Origin of the sequence: Mesorhizobium sp. M0904 (assembly GCF_040319475.1) — a bacterium.
In the GTDB taxonomy this organism is placed as follows: Bacteria; Pseudomonadota; Alphaproteobacteria; order Rhizobiales; family Rhizobiaceae; genus Mesorhizobium.
Genome location: NZ_JAMYOC010000008.1, coordinates 145183 through 169230 on the forward strand (window position 1 = coordinate 145183; position 24048 = coordinate 169230).

A 24048-nucleotide genomic window follows, 5' to 3' on the forward strand; every position below is an offset into this window, starting at 1 on the left:
AATGGGAGTATCGCGCCAGCGGGCGGTCAAAAGCACCGCCCACAGAGCCGTTCGGGAACGACGGCCGGGACCAACAGAGAGGACCATTATGCGTATTGCACTGCGTATCGCGCTCGCCGCTTCGGCTGCGCTGCTGACGCTTGGCGTTGCCCAGGCCCAGGAAAAAACCTTGAGGATCGGTACCGAGGGAGCGTATCCGCCATTCAACAACCTCACCGCCGACGGCCAACTCGTGGGCTTTGATATCGACATCGCCAAGGCGCTGTGCGACGAGATGAAGGTGAAGTGCACCTTCGTCGCGCAGGACTGGGACGGCATCATTCCAGCCCTTCAGGCAGGCAAGTTCGACGCCATCGTCGCGTCGATGTCGATCACGCCGGAACGCGCCGAGAAGGTCGACTTCACCCACAAATATTACAATACGCCGCCGGCGATCGCCGCGCCCAAGGACACCGACATCAAGGGTGTCACCAAGGAAGATTTGGCCGGCAAGACGATCGGCGTGCAGGCGTCCACCACGCATTTCAACTATTCGACCAAGACTTATACCGAAAGCACCGTCAAGCCGTACCCGACCGCACAGGAATACCAGCTCGATCTGGCCAATGGTCGGCTCGATGCCGCCAATGACGACGTCGTCGTGCTGCAGCAATGGCTGGATTCGCCGGACGGCGCCTGCTGCAAGCTGGTCGGCACAATCAAGCCGGTTATCGAAATCCACGGTCCGGGCGCCGGCATTGCCGTGCGCAAGGGCGAGACCGACCTCGTCAACCAGTTCAATGCGGCGATCGACGCCATCCGCGCAAACGGAAAGTACAAGGAAATCAACGACAAATACTTCAAATATGATGTTTATGGCGGCGAGTCCTGATCGACCGACATAGGAGGACGTGAACGGCGGGAGATTCCCGCCGTTCTTATAAGGTTGCCGCGCACCAGGGGTGATGCGGTACGGGTCTCAAAGAGCCTAAAGGAGAACAGGCAGGCGGATGCAGAGCGCACTGACGCTTCTCAGTTGGGGACCCGAAGGCTGGCTCGACGATATCGCTGCGGGTGTATTTGTTACGGTATGTCTTGCGCTGGCCACTCTGCCCTTCGGGCTGACGCTCGGCTTTTTCGTGGCGCTGGCCAAACAGTCGGAAGAGCCGTCGCTGAGACTGGCCGGGAACATCTACACCACGATTTTTCGCGGAATACCCGAGCTGCTCACGCTGTTTCTGATCTTCTTCGGCATCCCATTGATCCTGCAGTACTTTGTCCGGCTGGTGAGCCCCGGAACGTCCGCCGACGTCAACAGCTTCGTCGCCGGTATGATCGCGCTGTGCTTCATTTTTTCCTCTTATTCCAGCGAGGTGTTTTTATCCGCGTTCCGCGCCATTCCAAAAGGGCAATATGAGGGAGGCTATTCGGTTGGCCTGTCCAGCGGCCAGACTATGCGGCTGATCGTGCTGCCGCAGTTGATCCGCATCGCGTTGCCCGGACTTGCCAATCTCTGGCTTATCCTGCTCAAGGACACCGCCCTCGTCTCGGCCGTCGGCCTCAACGAGATCCTCCGCCAGAGCGGGGTTGCCGCTCGCGTCACCAAGCACGCGTTCCTGTTTTACGGTTTTGCCGGCCTGATCTATCTCCTGCTGGCGATCGTCTCCTCCTTCGGCATCAACGCGATCGAACGAGCGGTCGGCGGCAGCGAGGTCAAGAGATGAGCCTTGCCACCGACGCGCTGAAGGTCGACCGGCCGCCGCCGCCCGCACGCGGCTGGTCGCGCCAACGCATCCTCGGCCATGTCCTGGTCGGCCTGTGGATCGCTCTCGGCATTGGCATGGTCGTCTACCTAGTCGCTGCGTGGAACCCGGAGTTCTTCCAGAAATATGCACCCGGTTACATATCCGGCCTCGGCATCACCCTGTTGCTGGTTGCCATCTCGATTGTGCTTGGCGCGATCCTGTCGGTACCGATCGCCTATGCACGCATGTCGAAGAACCCGATCCTTTCGGGGTTCGCCTATGCCTATGTCTATTTCTTTCGCGGCACGCCGCTGTTGGCGCAGACCTTCCTGGTCTACTACGGGGTCGGCTCCTTCCGGCCGGAGCTCGAGATGGTCGGACTATGGGGCTTCTTCCGCGAAGCGTTCAACTGCGCGATCTTCGCCTTTTCGCTGAATACGGCCGCGTACCAGGCCGAGATCTTGCGTGGCGCGATCGAGAGCGTGCCGCGGGGCCAATGGGAAGGTGCCGCCTCGCTCGGCCTGCATAAACTACAGACGATGTGGAAAATCATCCTGCCACAGGCGCTGATTGTGGCGCTGCGCCCCTATGGCAACGAGATCATCCTGATGATCAAGGGCTCGGCGATCGTCGCCATCATCACGGTCTACGATTTGATGGGCATCACCCGGCTCACCTATGCGCGCACCTTCGACTTTCAGTCGTATATCTGGGCGGCGATCATCTATCTGGTCATCGTTGAAACACTGCGCCACGGCGTCGAGTGGATCGAACGGCGCATCACCATCCATCTGCACCGCTGACTCCCATCGCCTTGCCTGATCCGGTAAGAAGACCGCAAAGCAGGCTTCTAAGGGATTCGAAAACATGGCTTCGGTGGCATTTCTCGGTCTTGGCGTCATGGGCTATCCGATGGCCGGGCATCTCAAGAACAAGGGTGGTCACGACGTCACCGTCTACAACCGCACCAGGGCGAAGGCCGAGCAGTGGGTTGCCCAGTATGGCGGCAGCCTCGCCGCGACGCCAGCCGAGGCGGCCGAGGGCAAGGATTTCGTCTTTTCCTGCGTCGGCAATGACGACGACCTGCGCTCGGTGACGACCGGCGCCCGAGGCGCCTTCAATTCCATGAAGAAAGGCGCCATCTTCGTCGACAACACCACGGCATCGGCCGAGGTCGCGCGCGAACTGGCGCAGCAGGCGCAAGCGCTCGGGTTTTCGTTCCTCGACGCCCCGGTCTCCGGCGGTCAGGCAGGCGCCGAGAACGGCATGCTGACCGTGATGATCGGCGGCGAGCCCGACGCCTTCGACAGGGCGAAGCCTGTCATAGATGCTTATGCCCGCATGGTCGGATTGATGGGACCGGCCGGGGCTGGCCAGCTCACCAAGATGATCAACCAAATCTGCATCGCCGGCCTCGTTCAGGGCTTGGCCGAGGGCATTCATTTCGGCAAGAAGGCTGGGCTCGACATCGAAAAGGTCATAGAGGTGATTTCCAAGGGTGCGGCCGGTTCCTGGCAGATGGAGAACCGGCACAAGACGATGAATGCCGGCAAATATGATTTCGGCTTCGCCGTCGACTGGATGCGCAAGGATCTTGGCATCTGCCTCGCCGAGGCCGACCGCAACGGCGCCAAACTGCCGGTGACGGCACTCGTCGACCAGTTCTACAAGGACGTGCAGGCGATGGGCGGCAAGCGCTGGGACACGTCCTCGCTGCTGGCGCGGTTGGAGAAATAGGATTTCGCCGTGGCCGAGCTTTCGCGTCAATCCAGCGCCGATGAAATTGTCGCTCATCTGCGCTCGATCGCCTCGGAGGAAAATCGACTTGGCATGCTGCGCTACGGCATCAAGATCGAACGTGCGCTCGGTATCTCGCATGGCCTCCAGCGGCAGATTGCCAAGAAAATCAAGCGCAACCACGAGCGTGCCTTTGAGCTTTGGCAGACAGGCATCATGGAAGCGCAGTTCATCGCTTCCGTGACAGCCGATCCGGAGCGGTTCTCCGCCGCGGATGCAAGACGATGGGCGGCGACTTTCGACTCCTGGGATATCGTCGACGGGGTGTCCGATCTCTTTGTCGATACGGATTGCTGGAAGGAATTGATCGCCGAATTCGCGGTCGACGAACGGGAATTTGTTCGACGCACGGCTTTTGCGATGATGGCCTGGTCGGTGATCCACCGGAAGAAGGAACCCGAGACGACCTTCCTCGAATTCCTGCCGATCATCGAAGCGCATGCGACCGACGGCCGCAATTTTGTGAAGAAGGCCGTGAACTGGGCGCTTCGTTCGATCGGCAAGCGATCGGTGAATTTGCACGGCCCTGCCCTTGCCGTGGCGCTAAAACTGGCGGCCTCGACAGACAGGACTGCTCGCTGGATCGGCAAGGATGCCGTGAAGGAACTCTCCGATGCCAAGACGCTCGAACGGCTCGCCGCCAGAAAAGCTTGACCTGAGCGAAGTGCGCTTCACGGAGGTGACGCAATCGACGCGCGCCGATTTCGAAAACCTGTTCGAGCAACCCGGCGGGCCGAAATACTGCTGGTGTATGGCTTGGCGCAATCTCGACCGCCGCGAGCATGTCGAGAACGACGAGAAGAAACGCGCGATGATGGCGCTGATCGACGCCGGCACGCCGGTCGGCATTGTCGCCCAGTTCGATGGCCGGACCGTCGGCTGGTGCTCGGTCGCGCCGCGCGAGAGCTACCGCAAGTTGTCACGACAGCAGGACGACCGCGAGGCCGGGATCTGGTCGATCGTCTGCTTCTTTGTGCCGAGAGCGTTGCGCGGTGGCGGGCTGGCAAGCGCATTGCTTGATGCAGCCATCGATCACGCCTTTGCCAAAGGTGCCACGACGATCGAGGCTTTTCCGGTCGACCAGGCATCGCCGAGCTACAGCTTCATGGGTTTTCGTGACATGTTCGTCGCCCGCGGCTTTCGCGAGATCGGCATGACCGGCTCGCGCCGGCATGTCATGCGGCTTGAACGTTGACCTTGGCGACAGCGGCAGCTTTACTTGCTGGCATAGGCCGCAGATCAAGGCCCAGCAGTGGAGCAGGAATGAAAAACCGTCTCAAGTCAGGCGCGACGCTTGCAGCCGCAGTGTTCGTCTCTGTTGTCGCAGGCAACGCTTGCGCCGGGACGATGCATATTTTCTGGAAGGATCTGCGCCCGGCGAGCCAGGCAGCCGCCGAAAGCGTCGGGCTGCCGATGATCGCGGCCAAAATGCCGGATCATGGCGAAACGCTGTCACTCAACTTGCAGGACAAGACCGTACAACTCGCGGGCTATGCACTGCCGGTCGATCGCGACGGTGATCTCGTCTACCAATTCCTGCTGGTGCCCTGGACGGGGGCCTGCAGCCATATGCCGACGCCGCCGCCCAACCAGATCGTCCTCGTTACGCCTGCCCAACCCTACCGGATGTCTGAGGCCTACCAGCCGGTTTCGGTGACCGGCGCCTTGCAGCCGGGCATGGAGAAGAGTCAGCTTTTTATCCTTGACGGCGTAAGTGTCATCCAGTCGGGCTACGCTGTGCGCAAGGCCGAGGTGGTCGACGTCGGCACCGTGCCGGACACGATCACGCTGCCGGTCAACTCGCCCTGGACTTTCCTCAACAAAAAGAAAAACTAAGCAAAAGAATCTCAGGCGGCGTTGGCGCCGGACTCCTTGTCGAGCACCATGTAATCCAGCGGCATCTCGGTCGTGTATTTGATCTGCTCCATGGCGAAGGAAGACGACACGTCGCGGATCTCGATCTTGGCGATCAGCCGCTTGTAGAAGGCGTCGTAGGCGGCGATGTCGGGCACCACGACGCGCAAGAGATAGTCGACGTCGCCGCTCATGCGGTAAAATTCGACCACTTCGGGAAACTCCTGGATGACCTCCGAAAAGCGCCGCAGCCATTCATGGCTGTGCGAATTGGTGCGGATCGAGACGAACACCGTCACCCGCACATTGACCTTTTCATGATCGAGGATGGCAACGCGCCGCTTGATGACGCCCTCTTCCTCGAGCTTCTGGATGCGCCGCCAGCACGGCGTCGTCGACAGGCCGACCTTCTTGGCGACGTCGGCGACTGCAAGCGTCGCATCCTCCTGAAGGAGGCGGAGAATTTTTCTATCGAGGCGGTCCATTGGGTGCTCCCCTGATGCAAATCGTCAAAATGCGCGGCTTTGGCACAACGACATGCATGAAAACAAGAATTTAACGCGCGTCCCGTCATGCGACACGCTTCGAGGAATAGATTACCATATTCCCTCTTGCTCAAGCCTATTACAAGAAAGAAATTCTGTTGAATAGCGCAAAAGCGAGTGATTTCTTGCTGAACGCTTAGCCGAGGCGATAGCGGATTTCCGATCTCAGAAAGGGCAGAAAATCCATTTCAAACCATGGATTGCGCTTCAGCCAGCCGGTGTTGCGCCAGGACGGGTGCGGCAGCGGCACGATCTTCGGGTCAGTCGACGCTGCCCAGATGGCGCGCCAGTCCATGACTGTTTCTGTCAGCGAGGGACGGCGCGCCGCGCCCATATGCCAGCTTTGGGCGTAGGTGCCGATCGTCAGTACCAGATCGACTTGCGGCATCAGTGCCATCAGCAATGCGCGCCAGGCCGGCGCACATTCGCGGCGCGGCGGCAGGTCGGCGCCCTTGGCGTCCTGACCGGGAAAGCAAAAACCCATCGGCACGATGGCAAACTTGTCCGTATCATAGAATTCCTCGCTGCCGACGCCCAGCCAGCTTCGCAGCCGGTCGCCGGAGGCGTCGGTGAACGGCATCCCTGTGATGTGGACCTTGGTACCCGGCGCCTGGCTGGCGATCAGGATGCGGGCGCTCGACGATGGCCGGAGCACCGGACGCGGCTGGTGCGGCAACGGCCTGCCGGCTGGCTTATCGACGCAGATGCGGCAGGCACGCACCCTCACCGCCAGGGCTTCCAACTGTTCGCTCATTTGGGACTCGTTATCAGGCGGCGGCACTCGGCCGGCTGGAGATTTCCCGATGCCAGCGCAGCACGTTGGTGCACTCTTCGGGTACCTTGATGCGAGCCGGCTTCATGAAATCGATGGCGACCAGCCCGGTGATGTCAGCGATCGAATAGGCATCGCCGGCGACGAATTCCCTGCCGGCGAGCTCAGTGTCCAGAAATCTCAGGAATTCGACCGCCTTCGGCTTGTTGGCCTCGCCCCATTCGGGGATCTGCGGGATCTCCCATTCCCTCATTGCGGGGTGGATGTGCCGGAAGGCCGCGGCGACGCAGCCGAACAAATTGAACTCCAGACGTCTTTGCCACATCTCGACGATTGCCTTGCCGAGCGCCCCATGCCCGAACAAAGCCGGCTCGGGGTGCAGTTCCTCGAAGTAACGACAGATTGCGACGGATTCGGTGATGATGGTGCCGTCATCGAGCTCGAGCACCGGCAGACGCTTCAGCGGATTGCGCGAGCTGACCGGCTGCTCTTTGTGCTCCAGCGCGCCCATGTCGACGGGCATCAGCGGAACCGGAAGTCCCTTTTCGGCCAGAAAAATCCGAACCCGACGTGGATTGGGCGCGCGCCCGCCGTCGAACAGCTTCATCTCCATCCTCCTCGTCCGTCCCGACGAACTATAGGCACAACTCACCAGAAGCGAAAAATTTCACGCAGTGCATCGCCGATCGACGCCAAGGCGCCGTGCTTTCTTTCGACCAGCTCATGGCCGTGGCTCTCGCGCCAGTTCTTCGGCTCGTCGAAAGTTCCGCCCCAGATGCCGGCTTTGCCCGCGCGCGCAGCAGCTTCCTCGGTCTCGAAATCGCCAAAGGCGACCGCCCAGCCGGCCTCGACCTGTGCGCGGTTGAGATCCTTGCCGCCGGCCTTGCAGTCGCCGAGCAGCCTGCCGTAGCGGTCGCGCTGCCAGCCGCTGCAGGAGACCGCTTTGCCGGCTATCAACCGCACCAGGGATTGCCGCGCGAGCTTGCCGCAAGGATAGTCGGCACCGTCCTTGCGGCAGATTTGCGAATATTCCGGCGCATCGATGCCACGCATGCGGATGCGCTCGCTGCCGAGCGTCATGCTATCGCCGTCATTGACGGTGGCCGCACCCTCCGTCTTGCGCGTCTCCACCCGGTCGAGGCGCGCCGCCAGGAGGATCAGCAGGCCCAGCACGATGAGTGTCAGCCCATAGTCCATCAGTCGGCGCCACAGGCTTCGCGGACGTGGCGCATAGTATCGCTGGCGCGGCCATCGCGACCACGAACGGCTCATATGGCAAACCGTTGGTTAATCATTCGAACGTAGCTTAACGATTTGAAATTGCTGCCCGCGTAAATTGAAGACTTCATGCCCCTGCAACGCTCGACCACGGCGGACAAGTTTATTGTGGACCGCAGGAAACGCCATCGCAACAGCGATGTCGCGCGCGCGGTGCGCAAGACGCGCGACCGTCTTTCGCAGCAAGCCGGAAATCCCGACTTCGACCGCGAGCTGTTGAAGCTCCACGCGCTTTCGATGACCGGCGGCGTGATCGTTATCCCGCTGCTCGTTCTGGCAACGGCCGCGGCAGGCTTGTTCGCGGGCCTCGGCAAGGAGATCGGCGTCTGGGCGCTGTTCACATTCATCTGCTATACCATCGTTGCGTTCATGGCGAGACGCGTCACGCAAGCGTCCGAGCTCAACCCGCTGGAGACGCACAGGGATTTCCTGATCGGCCATTTTCTTTGCGGGCTTGGCTGGGCCTGGTTCGCATGGCTTGGCTGCGAAGCTTGCCAAATCGACCAGTTCCAGGTCGCCAAGGCGGTGGTGCTGCTGCTCGCCATGTCGGCAACCGCGATCCTGGCATCGTCCCTTCGCGGTGCGCTGTTGGCGACCTTCGCCCTCCCGGTCGCCATCTATGCCTATGCCAGTGCAAAATTATGGATGCCGGTCGAAATGATCATGGCCGGGTTGCTGATCTCGTCGCTGCCGTTCTTCGCCTATGTGGCGCGCCAGCTCAACCGTTCCTCGCTGATGCTGTTTTCGTTCCGCTCCGAAAAGGATGCGCTGATCGCCGAACTGGAGACGGCGAAATCGATGTCGGACGAGGCACGGCGGCGGGCGGAAGACGCCAATCTGGCGAAATCGCGTTTCCTGGCCTCGATGAGCCACGAATTGCGCACGCCGCTCAACGCCATTCTCGGCTTTTCCGAAGTGATGGCCAACGAGGTGCTCGGCCCAATGAGCAACCCGACATACCGCGACTATGCCCGTGACGTGCACGACTCCGGACAGCATCTGCTCGACCTGATCAACGAAATCCTCGACCTGTCGCGTATCGAAGCGGGCCGTTATCAGCTCAATGAGGAGCCGATGATCCTGCTTTCCGTCGTCGAGGATTGCTGCCACATGATGGAGTTGAAGGCGCGCAACAAGGACATCCGCATCGTCCAGGATTTCGAAAACGCCTTGCCGCGCCTGTTTGCCGACGAACGGGCGGTGCGGCAGATTGTGCTCAACCTCTTGTCCAACGCCATCAAGTTCACCGCGACCGGCGGCGAAATCCGCGTGCGCGTCGGCTGGACGGCGGGCGGCGGGCAATATCTCTCCGTCAAGGACAATGGGCCGGGCATACCGGAAGACGAGATTCCGATCGTGCTCTCGGCCTTCGGCCAGGGCTCGATCGCCATCAAGAGCGCCGAACAGGGTACAGGGCTTGGCCTGCCGATCGTGCAAGGCCTGCTGGCCATGCATGGCGGTGAATTCCAGCTCCATTCCAGGCTGCGCGAAGGGACCGAGGCGATCGCCATCTTCCCGCTGAGCCGGGTGATGGAGGAACTGCCGGCGCTGCCGACCAAGGCGGTTGCTTCGCGCCGCCGCTGAATGCTTAACCGCCGACCGCGGCTGCCATGCCGGAGCTGGTCAGCGCGGCCGCCTTGACCAGGCCGGCGGCAAGCGCCGCCCCTACCCCCTCGCCTTGACTGACGCCCAGATCGAGTAGCGGGCGAAGGCCGAGGCGCTCGGCGGCCTTGGCATGGCCAGGCTCCGGCGACAGGCTTGCGAGGAGACAGTGATCGAGCGCGGCGGGGTTGGCGGTATGTAGGACGCCAGCGGCCGCAGTCACCGCAAACCCGTCGAGCAGCACCGGGATCTTCTGCATCCGCGCCGCCAGAATGGCGCCGCAGATCGCTGCGAATTCCCGTCCACCGACCCGGCGCAGCGCTTCCAGCGGGTCCTTGAGGCTCGCGCCGTGAAACGCGACCGCGGCATCGACCACCTCCGCCTTGCGCCTTTGCATCGCTGCGTCGGCCCCTGATCCGGGGCCGACCCAGTCGGCGCCGGTGCCGCCGAACAGTGCGGTGCAAAGGGCCGCGGCGACAGTCGAATTGCCAACGCCGAGGTCGCCAAGGCAAAGCAGGTCGGTGCCGCCGGCAATCGCTTCCATGCCGAAGGCCATGGTGGCGGCGCAACCGCGCTCGTCCAGTGCCGCATCCTCGGTGATGTCGGCTGTCGGAATGTGCAGAGCCAGATCGAACACCTTCAAGCCGAGATCGTTGGCGATGCAGATCTGGTTGATCGCTGCACCGCCGGCGGCGCAGAGCTCGACTGCATTTGCCGTAGCGGCGGCGGGGCGCGGCGAAATGCCGTGGCGGGTGACGCCATGATTGCCGGCAAAGATCGCCACCAATGGTCGAGTCACCACCGGCGGCGCGCGACCGCTCCAGCCGGCGAGCCAGGCGGCGATGTCCTCGATGCGGCCAAGCGAGCCTTCGGGCTTGTCTGCCTTGGCAAACAACTGGCGAACGCGGGTGTTGGCAGCCATATCTGCCGGCGGCAGGCTCACCAGGAGGTCGCGATAATCGTCGAAAGGCAGTGCGCTGGTCATGTCGATGGCAATCGTCCTTGTGAATTGGTGAGCGGCATAGCCGCCTTGGCGGGCCGGCACAACCTCGGCACAACTTCGAGGTATTGACGCGAAAGCACCCGTTGGCGGCGCATCCCGGAGGGCTTGCATTGACTTTGTCGTTGCACCATGTGGAGGCTAGCCAAGGAAATCCTTATGACGGCCATTGAATCCCCGTGCATCCTGGTCTGCTCGATCGACATGAAAACCGGCTTCTGTTTCGGTTGCGGCCGCACGCGCGAGGAAATCGCAGCCTGGATCGACATGACCCCGCAAACCCGCCGCAGCGTCATGGCCGAGCTGCCGGCAAGGCTGGAAACGGTCGAGCGACGCCCCCGCCGGGAAACCCGTCGCAGCCGCATGGCACGCGAACGCGACGCCCTCTCGTGAACCGGCCGCAGAGATGAACCGACTGCTGTGGATTCTGATCGTCGCGATCGGGGCAGGTGTACTCCTGCTCATGCTCAACGATTCCGCCGGCAGTACATTCGGCATTGAGAATTACGATTTCAGCCAGTTGATCTGGCTTGGCGCCTTAGCGGCACTCGTCGGCGCCGGCCTGCTCAGATCGGGCAGGCCGTTGGGCAACATGGCCCGCAGCCTCGGCGCCTGGGGCGCCATCGTGCTGGCGCTGATCGCCGGCTATCAGTACCGCTATGAGTTGCAGGATTTCGCCAGCCGCGTCACCGCCGGCCTTGTTCCCGGCAGTCCGCTGGCGCTGGGCGTGGAAGAAGGCCATGCCACCGTCACCCTGGACAAGGCCGGCAGCGGCCATTTCGAAGCGCGCGTCACGATCAACGGCACGCCGATCCTGACGGTTGTCGATACCGGCGCGACCAGCACAGTGCTGACCGCCGAGGACGCTCTGGCGGCCGGGTTCAATTCGGCGGCTCTCCACTTCACCATCCCGATCTCGACCGCCAACGGCATGACGCGCGCAGCGTCGGTGCGAAGCGACGAACTGTCGATCGGCGGCATCGTGCGCAAGGACATGCCCATCATGATCGCCGCACCCGGCACCCTCGGTCAGAGCCTGCTCGGCATGAATTTCATTAGCTCGCTGTCGGGTTTCGACGTGCGCGGCGACCGCATGATCTTGCGGGATTGAGTTCGCTCAGGCCGCCTCTGCGGTCCTGCCGAAATCGACCTCGGCGAAGGCTGACTTCAGCACCTCCGGTCCGGCACCCGGCCGTGTCGCCTCGGTGGAGAGGATCTGCCGGTAGCGGCGTGCACCGGGCAGGCCGTGAAACAGCCCGACCATGTGCCGGGTGACATGCCCGAGCCGTCCACCCTGTTCGATATGGCGTGCCGCATAGTTCGCCATGGCGTCGATCAGCGCGGCAAAGTCGAACGACTCAGCCGTGCTGCCGTAAAACGCGGCATCGATGCCGGTCAGTATCCCTGGCGTGTGATAGGCGGCGCGGCCGAGCATGGCGCCATCGACATGGTCGAGATGCGTCAGCGCCTCTGCGAGAGATTGAATGCCGCCGTTGATGCCGATGAATTTGTTTTGTTTTCTGGCTTTCAGCCGATAGACGCGGTCATAGTCGAGCGGTGGGATGTCACGATTTTCCTTTGGGCTCAGTCCTTCCAGCCAGGCCTTGCGGGCGTGCACCCACAGCGCGTCGGCGCCGGCCGCGAAAACACCGTCGGCCAACGCATCGAGCGCCGGTTCCGGATCCTGCTCATCGACGCCGATGCGGCACTTGACGGTAACCGGTATTTTCACCGCCGCCTTCATCGCCGCGACGCAATCTGCGACGAGCACAGGCGCCTTCATCAGGCAGGCTCCGAAGGTGCCCGACTGGACGCGGTCGGACGGGCAGCCGACATTGAGGTTGATTTCATCATAGCCGAAGGCTTCGCCGATGCGCGCCGCCTCGGCCAGCTTTCCCGGATCGGCGCCGCCGAGTTGCAGCGCCACCGGATGTTCGCTGTCGTTGAAGCCAAGCAGGCGCTCGCGTGCGCCGTGGATGACCGCATCGGCCACCACCATCTCGGTGTAGAGCAGCGCCTCGCGCGTCAGCTGGCGATGGAAGAACCGGCAGTGCCGGTCCGTCCAGTCCATCATGGGCGCCACGGCAACTTTGTGGCGTAACATATTCATTTTTCTAGTTTCTCTGTCTCAATCCGTCCGACACTCCGTTCGAATGACAGAGCAATTTGGCAAGAGATACAACACCTAACTAACCCGATATACGATTTTGCCGCCGCAACTGAAAGCAAATTGGCATGTCACAATGTCACTGTACGCACCAGTTAGATGCCTGCCGTAGAACGATGCACCGCCGGCGGCATACCAGTCAGCCAAGGCGAAGCGTGTTGCGGGCGATCTGCCACGCGGATTCGACATGCCGCCGCGCCGCCGCCGCCTCGTCCGGCTTGCGCGACCGGATTGCATCCATGATTTCGGTCATTTCGGTGATCGCCGGCTTTCAGGACCCGACTTCCGGCGATGTCTTGCTGGAAGGAAAATCACTGCTTGCAGTGCCTTCGCACAAGCGCAACATCGGCATGGTCTTCCAACGCTACACGCTGTTTCCGCATCTGACGGTGGCCGAAACCGTCGCTTTTCCGCTGCGGGTTCGCCGCCGGCCGGACACCGAGGTGAAGAAAAAGGTCGCCGACATGCTGGCCCTGGTGCGGCTCGAAAGCTTTGCCGGGCGCTTACCCGGTGCGCTGTCGGGCGGCCAGCAGCAACGCGTCGCGCTGGCCCGGGCGCTGGCCTACGATCGTCCGATCCTTTTGATGGACGAGCCATTGTCGGCGCTCGACAAGAAGCTGCGCGAGGAAATCCAGGGCGAAATCCGCCGCATCCATCGCCAGACCGGCGTCACTATTCTCTACGTCACCCACGATCAGGAAGAGGCGCTGCATCTGTCGGACCGAATCGCCCTGTTCAAGGGTGGCCGCATCGAGCAGACCGGCACCGGCGAGGATCTCTATCTCAGGCCGGCGACCGATTCCGTTGCCGGCTTCACCGGCAATTCCAATTTCCTTGCTGCCGAACATCTCGGCACCACCAACGGCACGACAACGATCCGCATGACAGACTGTTGGGTCATATCCGGAGTCAGGGCCAACGGCACGTTCGGCAAAGGCCAGAAGACCAGGCCTGATGATCCGGCCCGAAGCCTTTAGCATGGAGCGGAGCCCGGCGAGCGCGGAACTGAATGTCGAGATCGTCGACATCGCATTTTACGGCTAGCGCCGGCGGATCGTCGCGCGCATCGCCGCTGGGCAGGAGGTTGACATCAGGCCGACCTCCGCCGCCATGCAATCGCAGGATGTGTCGCCCTGCACCCGGCAGGTCTTTTTCGATCCGGCTGCTGCATTCCTGTTTCCGGCCTGACTAAGCCGCGGTGGATCGCCGCCCTTCAACGCTTCGCAGCGATGGAGGCGTGCTTAGGATAAGTTGTGGTTCGGTCCATCATCAGCTTCGGTCGGCAAGCGCGTAACGTGTTCGACACTACCGGCTGCTGATTGGATGGCGGGGGTAGCTCCTGTATCCATTGACAGTCGTCATGCTCGGTTGGAAGATGAAGAAGGTCAGCGGCGATAGCCATACGGGAAGGCAATGGTCCAACCGCCAGATACCGGACACCATCCTGGCAGCATCGTCGCGGTCATCGTCATTTGTTTGATCATCGTTGCTTTGTTCTTCATAGGCTTCAGATACTCAAGGCCGGGCCAGGGTACTCTCGTTATTCCTGGCGGTACGCAGCAGCAACCGTGAATCCGCCCCTTGGCGCGCGCTGATGCGGAGCCGTTCTCGGGCTGCCAAAAGTAGCCGGCGGGACTGGGGGACACAGCAGAATGGTCCGGCGCGTCGCAGCCGGTCTTTTTGCTCCCGCCGCGGCATTCCTTTCCCACCTAAACAACCAAGGCTGGCCGGCGTGGTGTCGACCATGCTGGGAGATGACGAGCCCTCATCCACCAGGCACTAGACGGCCCTGATCAGCCGGAGCAAAGAAAGCGCTTCGAAAAAGGTCCCTTTGCGAAAGGCGAGATAGGTCGGTTCTTCGACACCATGGAACCGGCGCTTGAAGGCCGCCTGCCCCTGCAGGTTGAAGCGGGTGCGATTGACCCACGGCGATTCATAGGCACGCTGGAAGGCGCGCCGCCAGAAATCGCTTTCGGCAAACCCGCTAGGTCCGATTTCGACAAGCGGCGACAGGCCGAGGGTGACCACGGAAACACCTTCGTCGCGAAAGCGGTCGACCGCGAATTTGGTCAGGCCGATCTCGGCATGCGCCGAGGCATCGATGTGCTTGCGCTTGAACGAGGTGGTGTAGCCGATGACCTTGCCGTCGCTGAACAGCGGATCGAAATCCAGCAAGGCCACCAGTTCTCCATCCGGACCGTGCAGGACGAAACGGCGCATATCGACGCCAAGGTGATCGGCAAAAGGCCTGTTGAGAAACCTCATCTCCCAGCGCTTGACGATGCGGTCGGCCCGCCAATTCTGGGAGAGCCTGGCAATCTCGTCGAGGAAGACGGTCCCGTTGTCCTCCGCGAAGGAAAACCCCTTCCTCAAGAGCCAGCGTTCGGAATAACGCACTGTCTCATTGCGCTTTCCGGAAAAGTCGTGGCCGGGCAGGACAAGCCTGGTGTCGACGCCGAGGCGGTTGACCTGATAGCCAAGTCCGGCAAGCACGCGCGCCGTCTGTTCGCCGATCTGCACGAACCACGGGCTGCCGGCAACCTCGATGAAACGTTCGATATAGTCGCGCCGATCGGCCGGGGCAGCCATTGGATCGCCGAGCGCGAAGTGATGTCGCGTTTTGGTTCCGTAAGCGATGTAGCCCTGGGCATCGCCGAAGTAGTGAAGCCCCTTCTGCACGGCGGTCGAATAGGCAAGGGAAAAATCACCATGGCGACGGACCAGCGCCAGGCGCTCGACATGGTTCAGCCGCAGCCGCGGTATTTTAGGCCCGCGGTTTTCCAGGAAACGATCTAGGCGTCTTCGCAGTGACGACATGGTCGACTTTCGCGTGCCGGCTAGGCCGATGAAAGAGCTGACGGACCCCAAACCGATCATATTGCCGCGAGCTGATCCTTATCTCAGCGCGTCATGCTTCCCCAGCCGGAACCGCCAGATTCCTAGGCGCAATCTGCCCCGGTCCCGCCCCGAGGCGGCGGCACCACGCGTTGTTGCCGACGCCGATGCCACTTCGGAAGCGCCCAGGTCACCTGCCAAACACAATGCTCTTATCGAACTGCGCTCTGAGAAGATTCTGCCTGATCGGAAGCCAGGAACTCGTCGCGTTCTGCTATCCACAAGTCGGCATAGTCGACATTCTGCCACTCGGCAAACCACGGGCCGCCGCTCGTATAGTGGACCGCCTTAGGTGTGCCGACAGCAGGCTTTTCGTTCCAGCCTTCGAGCCAATTCCACTCTACTGGCAATAAACCCAAATCTTTGTCGGCAACCCACTGCATTCGGTGAAGATAGGCGCCACTTTCCTGATTCACGACCTCTGGCGTGAGCGATTTGACCGAAGGATGCGCGCAATTGAACAGCATCAGCGACGACCAGTTTTTCCGAGGATAGGATGTCTGGACCACGCCATCCATCTTGGTTGTGGCCTTCGGCGTATAGTCATGCTGGACGCAATAGACCGCCTTGTCCGAGTCCGTATATTTCAGCAGGCCTGCGACGTCACCAAGCCACAGGAAATCGCAATCACAAAACAGGGCCCAACCCGTGTAGTCGGCGAGAAAAGGCGTGAGGAAGCGCGTGTAGGTGAACTCCGTCGAGGCGAGTGGATCTTTTTCCCGCCAATACAGCCTACGGGCACGCATCTCGTCTTGTTTGATCGGAATGACGGAGACAGGCGCCGACGCATGTTTGAGCAGCGAGTGTCGCGCGACGTCGTACGCGATCGGCTCACGGCTGTCCCATCCGATAAATACCCTAAACGCATCAGTCATATTCACTACCCTGGCTTTCGATTTTAACGGTCGTACACTAACTAGTTGGCGATGGCTCGGCAACAATTGCGGTCAACCGAGCCGGTTTCTCACAGATTTGTCCTGGCCTCAGCCTTGCTTTTCTGGGTGGACCTGGCCTCGCATTCCCAATGCGACACGCGCCCATTTCTGATAGGTGTAGCTGGCCGAATACGCGGCCACCATCGCACCAATGGAACCGTCCAGAAATCCCAGCCGGAAAATATAGCTGCGCACATAGGCCCAGACGGAACGCAAAACTGCCTTGCCTATCGAGCTTTTTTTGCCCTCGGCAAGCAGCTGCGCGGCGGATGCTTCTGCGTACCGGCCGATCTTGTCGTGGGCATCTGCCAGGTCGGTGATCGAGTCGTGCTCGATCGGCTGGGACAATCGCCCGACCTTTCCGTTCAGCACTACTTTCTCGTGCACGGTGTCGTCGCTGAAGCGCCCGGAGCGGCGACGGAAGAGCCTGAGCACCAGATCGGGCGACCAGCCACTATGGCGGACAATGTGCCCGCAAAAGCGCGATCTTCTCGGTATTTCGAAGCCGTCATAGGCTTTTGGGTCGGCGATTGCGGCCCTGATTTCCGTGCCGAGCGGCGCCTCCACCCACTCATCGGCATCCAGCGAGAGGATCCAATCCCCCGTTGCCGCGGCCAGCGCACGGTTTTTTTGCGCGCCGAAACCGGGCCAATCAAGGGTCATCAAAACCTTGGCCCCCAAGTCACCGGCAATCTCCCTGGTGCTGTCGCTGCTGTCATTGTCAAGAACGATGATTTCGTCTGCAAAATCCACCGAGCGAAGGCAGCGCGCGATGGACGCCTCCTCGTTGCGGGTGATGATAATGACCGAGAGCGCCGGCACGGTCAGAAGGTTCCGGCATCAAAGCTGCCACTGTCATTCGAATGCATCTGCAGCATCGGCTCCCGGCCCGTTAGCACATTGAGGGTACTAATTCAACAAAGTCGAAAATCATTTCAGATCAAGGCTTTCATACAGCGCCATCATTCGCTTGATCATGACATTGAAATCATAGTGTTCGGCCGCCGCTCTCACCCGGGTTCCGGTTTCAGGTCGTGACGCCAACTGCAGCGCGTGGGCGAGCGCTGCTGCGAGGTCACTTTCGCTGGCCGCATCGCAAACGAGCGTCGGCTCGAACCGCTCGACAAGCTCGCGCGCTCCACAGCCGGTGCTTACCACGACGGGCAAGCCGCTCGCCATCGCTTCGATGACCACTGTGCCGAAAGGATCATAGATGGAAGGCAGCACGGCAATATCGGCCGCGCCGTACCACGGCAGCATGTCTTTCTGTGGCCCCAGCATCTTGAGCCGTGCGCCGAGACCGAGCCTGTTACCGGCCTGCCTGAAGGCGTTGGCGCGCGAATCATGGCCGATGACCCACAATTCCGGCTCGCCATAGAGCCTGGCGACAGCCTTCATCAGTGCAAGCAGTCCTTTTCGCGCAAAGCCCGAGCCGACAAACAGGACGACCGGCCTGTTTTCGTCGACGTCGAGCCGCGCGCGGACCCCGGCCCGATGCTGTTGGCGCAGTTGCGGATTGAAGCGGTCGAGGTCCACCCCGTTGGGAATATGGTGCACATTTTCGGCCGGATAATCATAGTGACGGACAATGTCCTCGGCGACCATCTTCGAAATCGCTATGACAGCTTTGAGCCGTGGGCTGGCATAGGTTGCGCGCTCGAGGCGCAGCGTCTGGCGGTGAAAGGGGCTCAGCGCCATTGCCGCCCTGCCGAGCCGCGTCTCGAAACGCCGCCGTTCGGCAAGATAGGCGGCATGAACGCCCTCCCCGGCCCGGAAAACATCGCAGCACGGGAGGCGATCGTTGCTCTGCACCAGCGCCGGTGGCATCTCGGCGATCTTGCGGCAGGCGGCTTGAGCAAAGGACGCCGCCCGCAGCGAACGCGGAAAGCGGCGGCCGGCGCAATGGATGAATTCTATGCCTTCATAGCGCGGCCAGTCGCCGGAGAGCACGGCCACCGGCCGCTGACGCGCGGCAAATGCAGCCATGATGTTTTCCAGCATGATCTCGCCGCCGCCAAAGGGCGCATAACGCTGGCGCACGAACAGGATCGGCCTGTCGAATTGATTTTCGATGCCACGAATGCCGGCGTGCATGGGGTCTGGGCTCCGGCCTTGTTGCCATCTAACGATGTCTATAGAGGCCAGCGCGCATCGGCAACAGTTGGAAAGCTCAGTCGCGGAACTCAGAACAGGCCTGTGTCCATTGTCCGCGACTGCTTGCGATTTGCCTGACGGTGCTGCATGTAGAAATTAACAGCAAACAGCGGATCAGCGCCAGCTCCAGCCGGGTAGTGACCGCTATGAGGGGGAATCGACGGCTTGAGCAAAGCAACTTGGCCCGCCATTGTCCGCCGGACGATTACCGACACCGCCATATATCGGCTGAGACACACCTTCGGAAGGCGGGCAGAAGTGTCATCGCTGCGGCCGATAACGCCCCTCAAAGTGAATGACCTGCCTTTGATCCTCGTCATCCGCAACGAGGCGGACAGGCTACGCCCGTTCCTGAAGCACTATCGCGAGCTCGGCGTCACCAGATTCGCCGTCCTTGATGATCGCTCGACCGACGGAACAGCTGAGCTTCTGGCCGAGCAGCCAGATGTCGATCTATTCAGCTCGCCGCTCACCTATTCTCAGTCGGACCTGGGAAACCTTTGGCGGCAGCGTCTTGTGCAGATTTATGGTCAGCCTCGCTGGTATCTGACCGTCGATGCGGACGAATATCTTGTTTATGACGGCATGGATCAGAATCCGCTCGGCGCGATGGCCGCCTGGCTCAAGCGGCGCGGAATGACACGCCTGCTGGCGCCGATGATCGACATGTATCCGAGCGGAAACATCTGGGACGTACCCTTCGATCCCATCGTGCCCCCATGGCAGGTTGCGGACCATTTCGACGGCAGCGGCTATGAGGTGACGAGGAGCCCCCGGCATCTCAAGATCACAGGCGGCCCGAGGACCCGGCTTTTCGCCAGGCAGCACAAGTTGACCAAGTTTCCTCTGATATATGTTGATCGCCAGACGATTTTTACGTCGATTCACGCACCGCTGCCCTACTGGCGAAACTATATAAAGGGATTGGCCGGCCTGCTTCATTTCAAGTTCTTCGCCGATTTCAACGACAAGGCGCAGGTCGCGGTGGCGGAAGGTCAGTATTGGAACGGCGCTTCCAAATATCGCCAGTATCATGAGGTCTCGAGCGGTAAAGCCGCTCTCAGCGCGATGAGCGAACAGTCAATGCTGTACGAAGGCGCTCACAGCCTGTTCCAAACGGGTTTGATCGACAAAATTGATTGGTAGACGGCACTCCAGCAGATGCCGAACCAACATTATGCATAACCGAACGCTTTCATCAGCTGGGCACCTCGTCCTTGTACCAGGTCCTGTAACTCGGCGTTTCCAAGTTCGGAGCGCCATCTCCCGCTCCCGTCATAGATTGGCTGATTGACCTGTTGGTTCCGGAGCACCTCGTGTGGCGTCTCGACGCTGGCGTCGGTCGGCTTGAACCATTGCTGCGGGTTCTTGTGGTAGTCGAGGAGATCCGGGCTGAAGGTCACATCAAGAAAGCCGCATATCTGCTCGACGACTTTGGCCGGATTCTCGACCAGATCCTCATAGCGATAGATCAGCACATCCGGCTTTCCCCGTTCCGCGAGAACCAGCGCATTATCGTTGATCCAGCGGTCGAGAGCCTCCTGTGGGTCGTCAAGTCGTTTGGTCAGCGACGCCACGACGTCGCGCCCGTCTCGCACCGGCATGATGAAACGCGCGCCGGGCACGAGCCGGCGAATGCGGGCCACACGGCGGATATGCCGCGGCGTCTTTTCAAGCAGCGCGTTCTTTCCAGCCTCGCGCGCCGCCCGCTTCAGTTTCCAGAAGCGGAACATGGCCAGTGGCGTCCACTTGAAGAAAATGTTGGTTTCCTGGAGCGGCAGGTAGACGTCAGGATGCGATGCAAGGATCGTCGCAATCAACGTCGTCCCGCTATGGCCGCAGCCGCAAATGAATCCGGTCCGCATCACCATGTCGGCAATGCCCCCTAGCCCACGGCGACCCGGGCGCGGTTATCGACGCGAGCGTAGCACAAGCCGTTCGTGCTAAAGACCTTGTCCAGCTTCTCCCAATATTCGAACTTGGCTAACTGCTCGTCACAATAGGCCACGTCGTTCTCGGAAAGATATTCGCCGTAACCGCCTATCTTACCCTTGCGCACCTTGAAGCTTTCGGGATCATTCGCATCGCGCGGCTGTAATATCTTGCCGTATCGATCGGACAGATCACCGGTCGATTCACTCACTTTCATCTTGTCGAAGGTTCGGTTGTTCGCCACGTCGACAAGCGTCTGATCGTCAGCCTGCTGGTTCAGGAATCCAAGGATCGCGCGAAGGACACCAGCCGTATCCCGATGCATATCTTCATATTGAAGATACCGGATTTCGCGCATCCGGGGCATGGCCGCGAACCAATGCAGATTGAATCTGATGATCTTTTCAATCCCATGATTGTCGCTTCTGATAAAATCACTGAACGATCCGGCTGGAAGCATGTGGCGCTTCTGAACCTGAAAGTACCCTGAGACCACCGTATCTCTTGGATCGCGAACAAGCATTATTGTTCTTCTCTTCTTGTATCGAGATTTATTCTCCTTGAGGCTCGATTTTGGTCGAAGTAACTTGTGGTCGGTTCCGTCGTGAATGTATTGAACTTCAACTCCGAGATCGTCCAGCATGACACGCAGCCACGTGCGCCCTGATTTTGGAAAGGATACGATAAGAGGAAGAGGCGGCGCTTTGGCCTGGAAAAATTTTAGAAAGGACATGGGAGAGACCTCCTTTAGATTATCAGAGCTGGCGCCCGAACCGCTGCAGGCCAGACCAACCCCATTACTGGGCGCCTAAGCCTACGGCTGATTCGAACACAAGGCAGAAATGCCGGCAAGAATTGCGATCCTCTGCGGGGCGAATTGGCCTTTACTATATCCCGGTTCGGAATGCCTTATGTTTTTTGGCCTGTTGCGACGAGTGTTCGACACGGGCGCTCCATTCCGCGATCCGTCGGCCGAACGCTTAATGCGGATCGCGTCGATGCGTATTCAGTGACGCGCTTTCGGACGACATGCATTAGCCACTCACTTTTGTGATCCATGGCGCCAGGATGGCCTCGGCCTCGCTCATCACCACGGACCAGGGGCGTTCCCGTTTCGAGACCAGCACGGCCGATGGATAGTAGGGCGTGCGGTCGCCCTCGACCGGCCAGGAGCGCTTGAAGCCGTCGCCCAGAATGAAAACCGAGGGGATGCCGAGCGCGCCCGCCAGATGCGCTCCGGTATTGCTGATGGTCACCACGGCGTCCATCGCGGCAACCTGCGCGGCGAAAAGGTCCATGTCGACGAGCTGATCGACCGATCTGTCATGAAGAATGCGCTCCGGCTCACCGTCGGTCAGGATCTTCAGATCGGTCTCGATCTGGCCGTACTGCAGCGAGACGAACCGGAGGTCCGGGCGGCCGATCAGGTTTCGCCAGGCGGCAAGCGGCGGCAGGTCTTTGCCGGGATTGGAGCTGCCCCATGCGATACCGACCAACGGCCGCCCTTCCTTCTGGTAGCGGGCGCGAAGTTCAGCGACCCGGGCCGGATCCGGCTTAAGGGGCACGAAGTGCTCGCGGATCGTTGCCTCGTCGGTCTCGAAAACGGCAGTCAGATGCTGGACGCCGGCGAAGGCCTGCGCTTCGGCATAGACGGCCTTGCCGCCAGCGCCGACCGGCCGCACATCGGCAGTCGGAAAAGTGCGCTGAAAGAGCGGTATCAGGCGGCGCTCGACGAGGACGATCGAATGGGCGGCGCGCGCCAGGGCACAGCCGACGGAGCTCGCATGATGGATCGCTGTGGCCAGACCCTGCTTTTCGGTTTCCATCAGATCGATCAGCAGTGTCTGGCCAGAAATATCCTGGCCCAGCCACTCGCCATCGACGCGGCCGTTGACGATGTGGCGTCGTGCAATCCTGAGTTCGGCGGCTGCGCCATAGGCGCCCATCCGCATCAGCGCCTTGCTGAGCTCGTCGAGCAGGTGGACCTCGCCCCTCGATTTTGCAATGGATCCAAGAGCCAGGGCTTTCGGCAGTGCCGCCGGCCAATCGCGGGACTCGACGCTCCGCCGATAATCCGCCATCTGATCGGCAATGTCGCCGTCACGCCAGCGAAGGAAGAGCTGCCGCCGGTGACGTCGGAACCAGACCTTGTATTTGTAGCCTGCAAGCGCGACAGCGCGGCGCAACCGGCCGAGAAGTAGGCTACCTTCCATCGCCAGCTCCGCCGATGATTTGCATGACCCGTCCGCCTGCCTCCTGCACTGCCGACGCCCAGGCTCGGCCGCCTTTTCGGACCAGTCGAACGCTCGGATATGCGGCGACGGTCTCGCCGAAGGCAGGCCAGGACAGTCGAAACCCGTCGTCGAGCATGACAACCGTCGGCACGCCGAGCGCTCCGGCCAGGTTGGCACCGGTATTGCTGATCGTCACCACCGCGTCGAGCGCCGCGATTTGGGCGGCAAAGCGGTCCATGTCCGTCAATTGGTCGACGGAAGCGTCATGGATGATGCGCCCCGGCGCGTGGCGCTCGAACTCGGAGAGGGCCGGCCCGACATCGCCATATTGCAAGCTGACGAGGCGCCCCGGCAGGCTGGCGAACAGCGTCCGCCAGTCGTCCAGGGCCGGCAGATCCTTGCTCTTGTTGAGGCTTCCCCAGGCAAATCCGATCAGGGGACCTGGGCCGCCATCGAGATAGGTGCCGCGCAGCTCGGCAACCAGTCGGCGGTCCGGCTCCAGCGGAACGAAGGGCGCGCGTGCCGCCGGGTCGTCCGGCCAGAAATGCTTTGCGAGTGTCTCGAAACCGGCAACGACATCGGCGTCCACTGCCGCCATGTCCTCTTCCCCTTCAATCCTGACATCGAGCGCAGGATATGTTCTGCGATAAAGCGGTGCCAGTCGCGGCTCGACGAAGACGATGCATCGACCGGCAGCCGCGACGACTGGACCAAGCAGCGACGCGAACTGGAAAAAGATCGCCAGGTCGCCTTCGCGACGATCGACTAGAAGCGTGCGACCCGCAAGATCACTGCCATCCCAATCGGGTCTGCCGCGCTGCTTGCTCGCCGCCATCAACTGCCAGATGCGATTTCCTCCGTCGAGACGCCTCAGTCCGCGCCCCGCTTTCTTGATCAGGCCGAGATCGCCAAGCTGCTCACCAAGCGCGCCAAGCGCCAGTGCATGGTCGCGAGCAGTTTGCCAGTCACCACGCTGCACGCTTTCCTCCATCAGCCTCATATGCCTTTCGGCACTTTCGTCGGCGTGGCGCGAGGGACGTCTAAGAAGTTCCTTTGCCCGCTCGAGAACCTTCTGCAGCCGCTTGCCGGCGGCGCCTTGCGGGCGCAGATCGGCGGTTTTTGCTTTCTGAAGGATGGTTCGTCTGTTCTGCACGGCGAT

General features: G+C 61.1%; 23 protein-coding genes and 3 pseudogenes. 12 read left to right on the forward strand and 14 right to left on the reverse strand.

Annotated elements, in window-relative coordinates; translation table 11 throughout:
• Positions 1 to 88: 88 nt before the first annotated feature.
• The 7 genes and pseudogenes from NKH80_RS11060 (at position 89) to NKH80_RS11090 (ending at position 5357) form a co-directional block, all read left to right on the forward strand.
• On the forward strand, positions 89 to 871 hold the full coding sequence (locus NKH80_RS11060) for an ABC transporter substrate-binding protein (protein WP_352898892.1): 783 nt from the start codon (positions 89 to 91) through the stop codon (positions 869 to 871).
• 118 nt (positions 872 to 989) lie between these two features.
• The gene (locus tag NKH80_RS11065) at positions 990 to 1703 is read left to right on the forward strand and encodes an ABC transporter permease (protein WP_254817256.1); all 714 of its coding nucleotides are present in this window, start codon (positions 990 to 992) and stop codon (positions 1701 to 1703) included.
• A complete protein-coding gene (locus NKH80_RS11070; protein ID WP_254817257.1) occupies positions 1700 to 2527 on the forward strand; it encodes an ABC transporter permease in 828 nt (275 codons plus the stop codon). The genes NKH80_RS11065 and NKH80_RS11070 overlap by 4 nt, the downstream gene beginning before the upstream one ends.
• Positions 2528 to 2585: 58 nt before the next feature.
• A pseudogene (locus tag NKH80_RS11075) lies at positions 2586 to 3461 on the forward strand (NAD(P)-dependent oxidoreductase); the annotation flags it as partial.
• 9 nt (positions 3462 to 3470) lie between these two features.
• Entirely contained in the window at positions 3471 to 4175 is a 705-nt protein-coding gene (locus tag NKH80_RS11080; protein ID WP_352898895.1) for a DNA alkylation repair protein, read from the forward strand.
• Positions 4135 to 4716, forward strand: coding sequence for a GNAT family N-acetyltransferase (locus NKH80_RS11085; protein WP_352898898.1), 582 nt, complete (start codon positions 4135 to 4137; stop codon positions 4714 to 4716). Before NKH80_RS11080 ends, NKH80_RS11085 begins: the two co-directional genes overlap by 41 nt.
• Before the next feature lie 68 nt (positions 4717 to 4784).
• Positions 4785 to 5357, forward strand: a complete 573-nt coding sequence (locus NKH80_RS11090) for a DUF3299 domain-containing protein (protein WP_352645704.1) — start codon at positions 4785 to 4787, stop codon at positions 5355 to 5357.
• 11 nt (positions 5358 to 5368) lie between these two features.
• On the opposite strand, the gene NKH80_RS11095 is transcribed toward NKH80_RS11090, so the two are convergent.
• From NKH80_RS11095 to NKH80_RS11110, 4 genes and pseudogenes are all read right to left on the reverse strand, one after another.
• Entirely contained in the window at positions 5369 to 5860 is a 492-nt protein-coding gene (locus NKH80_RS11095; RefSeq protein WP_006333679.1) for an Lrp/AsnC family transcriptional regulator, read from the reverse strand.
• 196 nt (positions 5861 to 6056) lie between these two features.
• Positions 6057 to 6665 (reverse strand): annotated as a pseudogene (locus NKH80_RS11100) (uracil-DNA glycosylase family protein); the annotation flags it as partial.
• 22 nt (positions 6666 to 6687) lie between these two features.
• Positions 6688 to 7299, reverse strand: a complete 612-nt coding sequence (locus NKH80_RS11105) for a glutathione S-transferase (RefSeq protein ID WP_352991546.1) — start codon at positions 7297 to 7299, stop codon at positions 6688 to 6690.
• Between the two features lie 41 nt (positions 7300 to 7340).
• Positions 7341 to 7964: a thermonuclease family protein gene (locus NKH80_RS11110; protein WP_352801605.1), complete on the reverse strand. Its 624-nt coding sequence runs from the start codon at positions 7962 to 7964 to the stop codon at positions 7341 to 7343.
• A 75-nt stretch (positions 7965 to 8039) separates the two neighbouring features.
• Here NKH80_RS11110 and NKH80_RS11115 point away from each other — a divergent pair, with 75 nt between their 5' ends.
• A complete protein-coding gene (locus NKH80_RS11115) occupies positions 8040 to 9554 on the forward strand; it encodes a sensor histidine kinase (RefSeq protein WP_352991549.1) in 1515 nt (504 codons plus the stop codon).
• 4 nt (positions 9555 to 9558) lie between these two features.
• Here the strand turns inward: NKH80_RS11115 and NKH80_RS11120 are convergent, their stop codons facing one another.
• Entirely contained in the window at positions 9559 to 10557 is a 999-nt protein-coding gene (locus NKH80_RS11120) for a nicotinate-nucleotide--dimethylbenzimidazole phosphoribosyltransferase (protein WP_352991552.1), read from the reverse strand.
• Between the two features lie 174 nt (positions 10558 to 10731).
• Here NKH80_RS11120 and NKH80_RS11125 point away from each other — a divergent pair, with 174 nt between their 5' ends.
• Positions 10732 to 10965, forward strand: a complete 234-nt coding sequence (locus NKH80_RS11125) for a DUF1289 domain-containing protein (RefSeq protein ID WP_031193575.1) — start codon at positions 10732 to 10734, stop codon at positions 10963 to 10965.
• A 13-nt stretch (positions 10966 to 10978) separates the two neighbouring features.
• Complete coding sequence (locus tag NKH80_RS11130; RefSeq protein ID WP_352991555.1) at positions 10979 to 11683, forward strand: TIGR02281 family clan AA aspartic protease; 705 nt, start codon at positions 10979 to 10981, stop codon at positions 11681 to 11683.
• Positions 11684 to 11689: 6 nt separating this feature from the next.
• Here the strand turns inward: NKH80_RS11130 and dusA are convergent, their stop codons facing one another.
• Positions 11690 to 12676 (reverse strand): tRNA dihydrouridine(20/20a) synthase DusA, encoded by a 987-nt coding sequence (dusA, locus tag NKH80_RS11135; protein WP_352991558.1) that lies wholly within the window; start codon positions 12674 to 12676, stop codon positions 11690 to 11692.
• Positions 12677 to 12996: 320 nt separating this feature from the next.
• Between dusA and NKH80_RS11145 the strand changes: the two are divergent.
• Positions 12997 to 13927 (forward strand): annotated as a pseudogene (locus NKH80_RS11145) (ABC transporter ATP-binding protein); the annotation flags it as partial.
• 591 nt (positions 13928 to 14518) lie between these two features.
• On the opposite strand, the gene NKH80_RS11150 reads toward NKH80_RS11145, so the two are convergent.
• From NKH80_RS11150 to NKH80_RS11165, 4 genes are all read right to left on the reverse strand, one after another.
• Positions 14519 to 15556: a phosphatidylglycerol lysyltransferase domain-containing protein gene (locus tag NKH80_RS11150; protein WP_352705930.1), complete on the reverse strand. Its 1038-nt coding sequence runs from the start codon at positions 15554 to 15556 to the stop codon at positions 14519 to 14521.
• Positions 15557 to 15786: 230 nt separating this feature from the next.
• Positions 15787 to 16509: a glycosyltransferase gene (locus NKH80_RS11155; protein WP_352705933.1), complete on the reverse strand. Its 723-nt coding sequence runs from the start codon at positions 16507 to 16509 to the stop codon at positions 15787 to 15789.
• Positions 16510 to 16617: 108 nt separating this feature from the next.
• Complete coding sequence (locus NKH80_RS11160; protein ID WP_352688364.1) at positions 16618 to 17391, reverse strand: glycosyltransferase family 2 protein; 774 nt, start codon at positions 17389 to 17391, stop codon at positions 16618 to 16620.
• 108 nt (positions 17392 to 17499) lie between these two features.
• On the reverse strand, positions 17500 to 18663 hold the full coding sequence (locus NKH80_RS11165) for a glycosyltransferase family 4 protein (RefSeq protein WP_352688362.1): 1164 nt from the start codon (positions 18661 to 18663) through the stop codon (positions 17500 to 17502).
• A 225-nt stretch (positions 18664 to 18888) separates the two neighbouring features.
• Here NKH80_RS11165 and NKH80_RS11170 point away from each other — a divergent pair, with 225 nt between their 5' ends.
• Complete coding sequence (locus tag NKH80_RS11170) at positions 18889 to 19869, forward strand: glycosyltransferase family 2 protein (RefSeq protein WP_352736503.1); 981 nt, start codon at positions 18889 to 18891, stop codon at positions 19867 to 19869.
• A 29-nt stretch (positions 19870 to 19898) separates the two neighbouring features.
• Here NKH80_RS11170 and NKH80_RS11175 read toward each other — a convergent pair whose 3' ends face one another.
• The 4 genes from NKH80_RS11175 to NKH80_RS11190 all read right to left on the reverse strand — a co-directional run bounded on the left by NKH80_RS11175 (position 19899) and on the right by NKH80_RS11190 (position 24042).
• The gene (locus NKH80_RS11175) at positions 19899 to 20594 is read right to left on the reverse strand and encodes a sulfotransferase family protein (protein WP_352991565.1); all 696 of its coding nucleotides are present in this window, start codon (positions 20592 to 20594) and stop codon (positions 19899 to 19901) included.
• A gap of 14 nt (positions 20595 to 20608) precedes the next feature.
• The gene (locus NKH80_RS11180; RefSeq protein WP_352991568.1) at positions 20609 to 21388 is read right to left on the reverse strand and encodes a sulfotransferase domain-containing protein; all 780 of its coding nucleotides are present in this window, start codon (positions 21386 to 21388) and stop codon (positions 20609 to 20611) included.
• A 301-nt stretch (positions 21389 to 21689) separates the two neighbouring features.
• Complete coding sequence (locus tag NKH80_RS11185) at positions 21690 to 22868, reverse strand: glycosyltransferase family 9 protein (RefSeq protein WP_352991571.1); 1179 nt, start codon at positions 22866 to 22868, stop codon at positions 21690 to 21692.
• Entirely contained in the window at positions 22858 to 24042 is a 1185-nt protein-coding gene (locus NKH80_RS11190; RefSeq protein ID WP_352991573.1) for a glycosyltransferase family 9 protein, read from the reverse strand. The genes NKH80_RS11185 and NKH80_RS11190 overlap by 11 nt, the downstream gene beginning before the upstream one ends.
• Between the last annotated feature and the right edge of the window lie 6 nt (positions 24043 to 24048).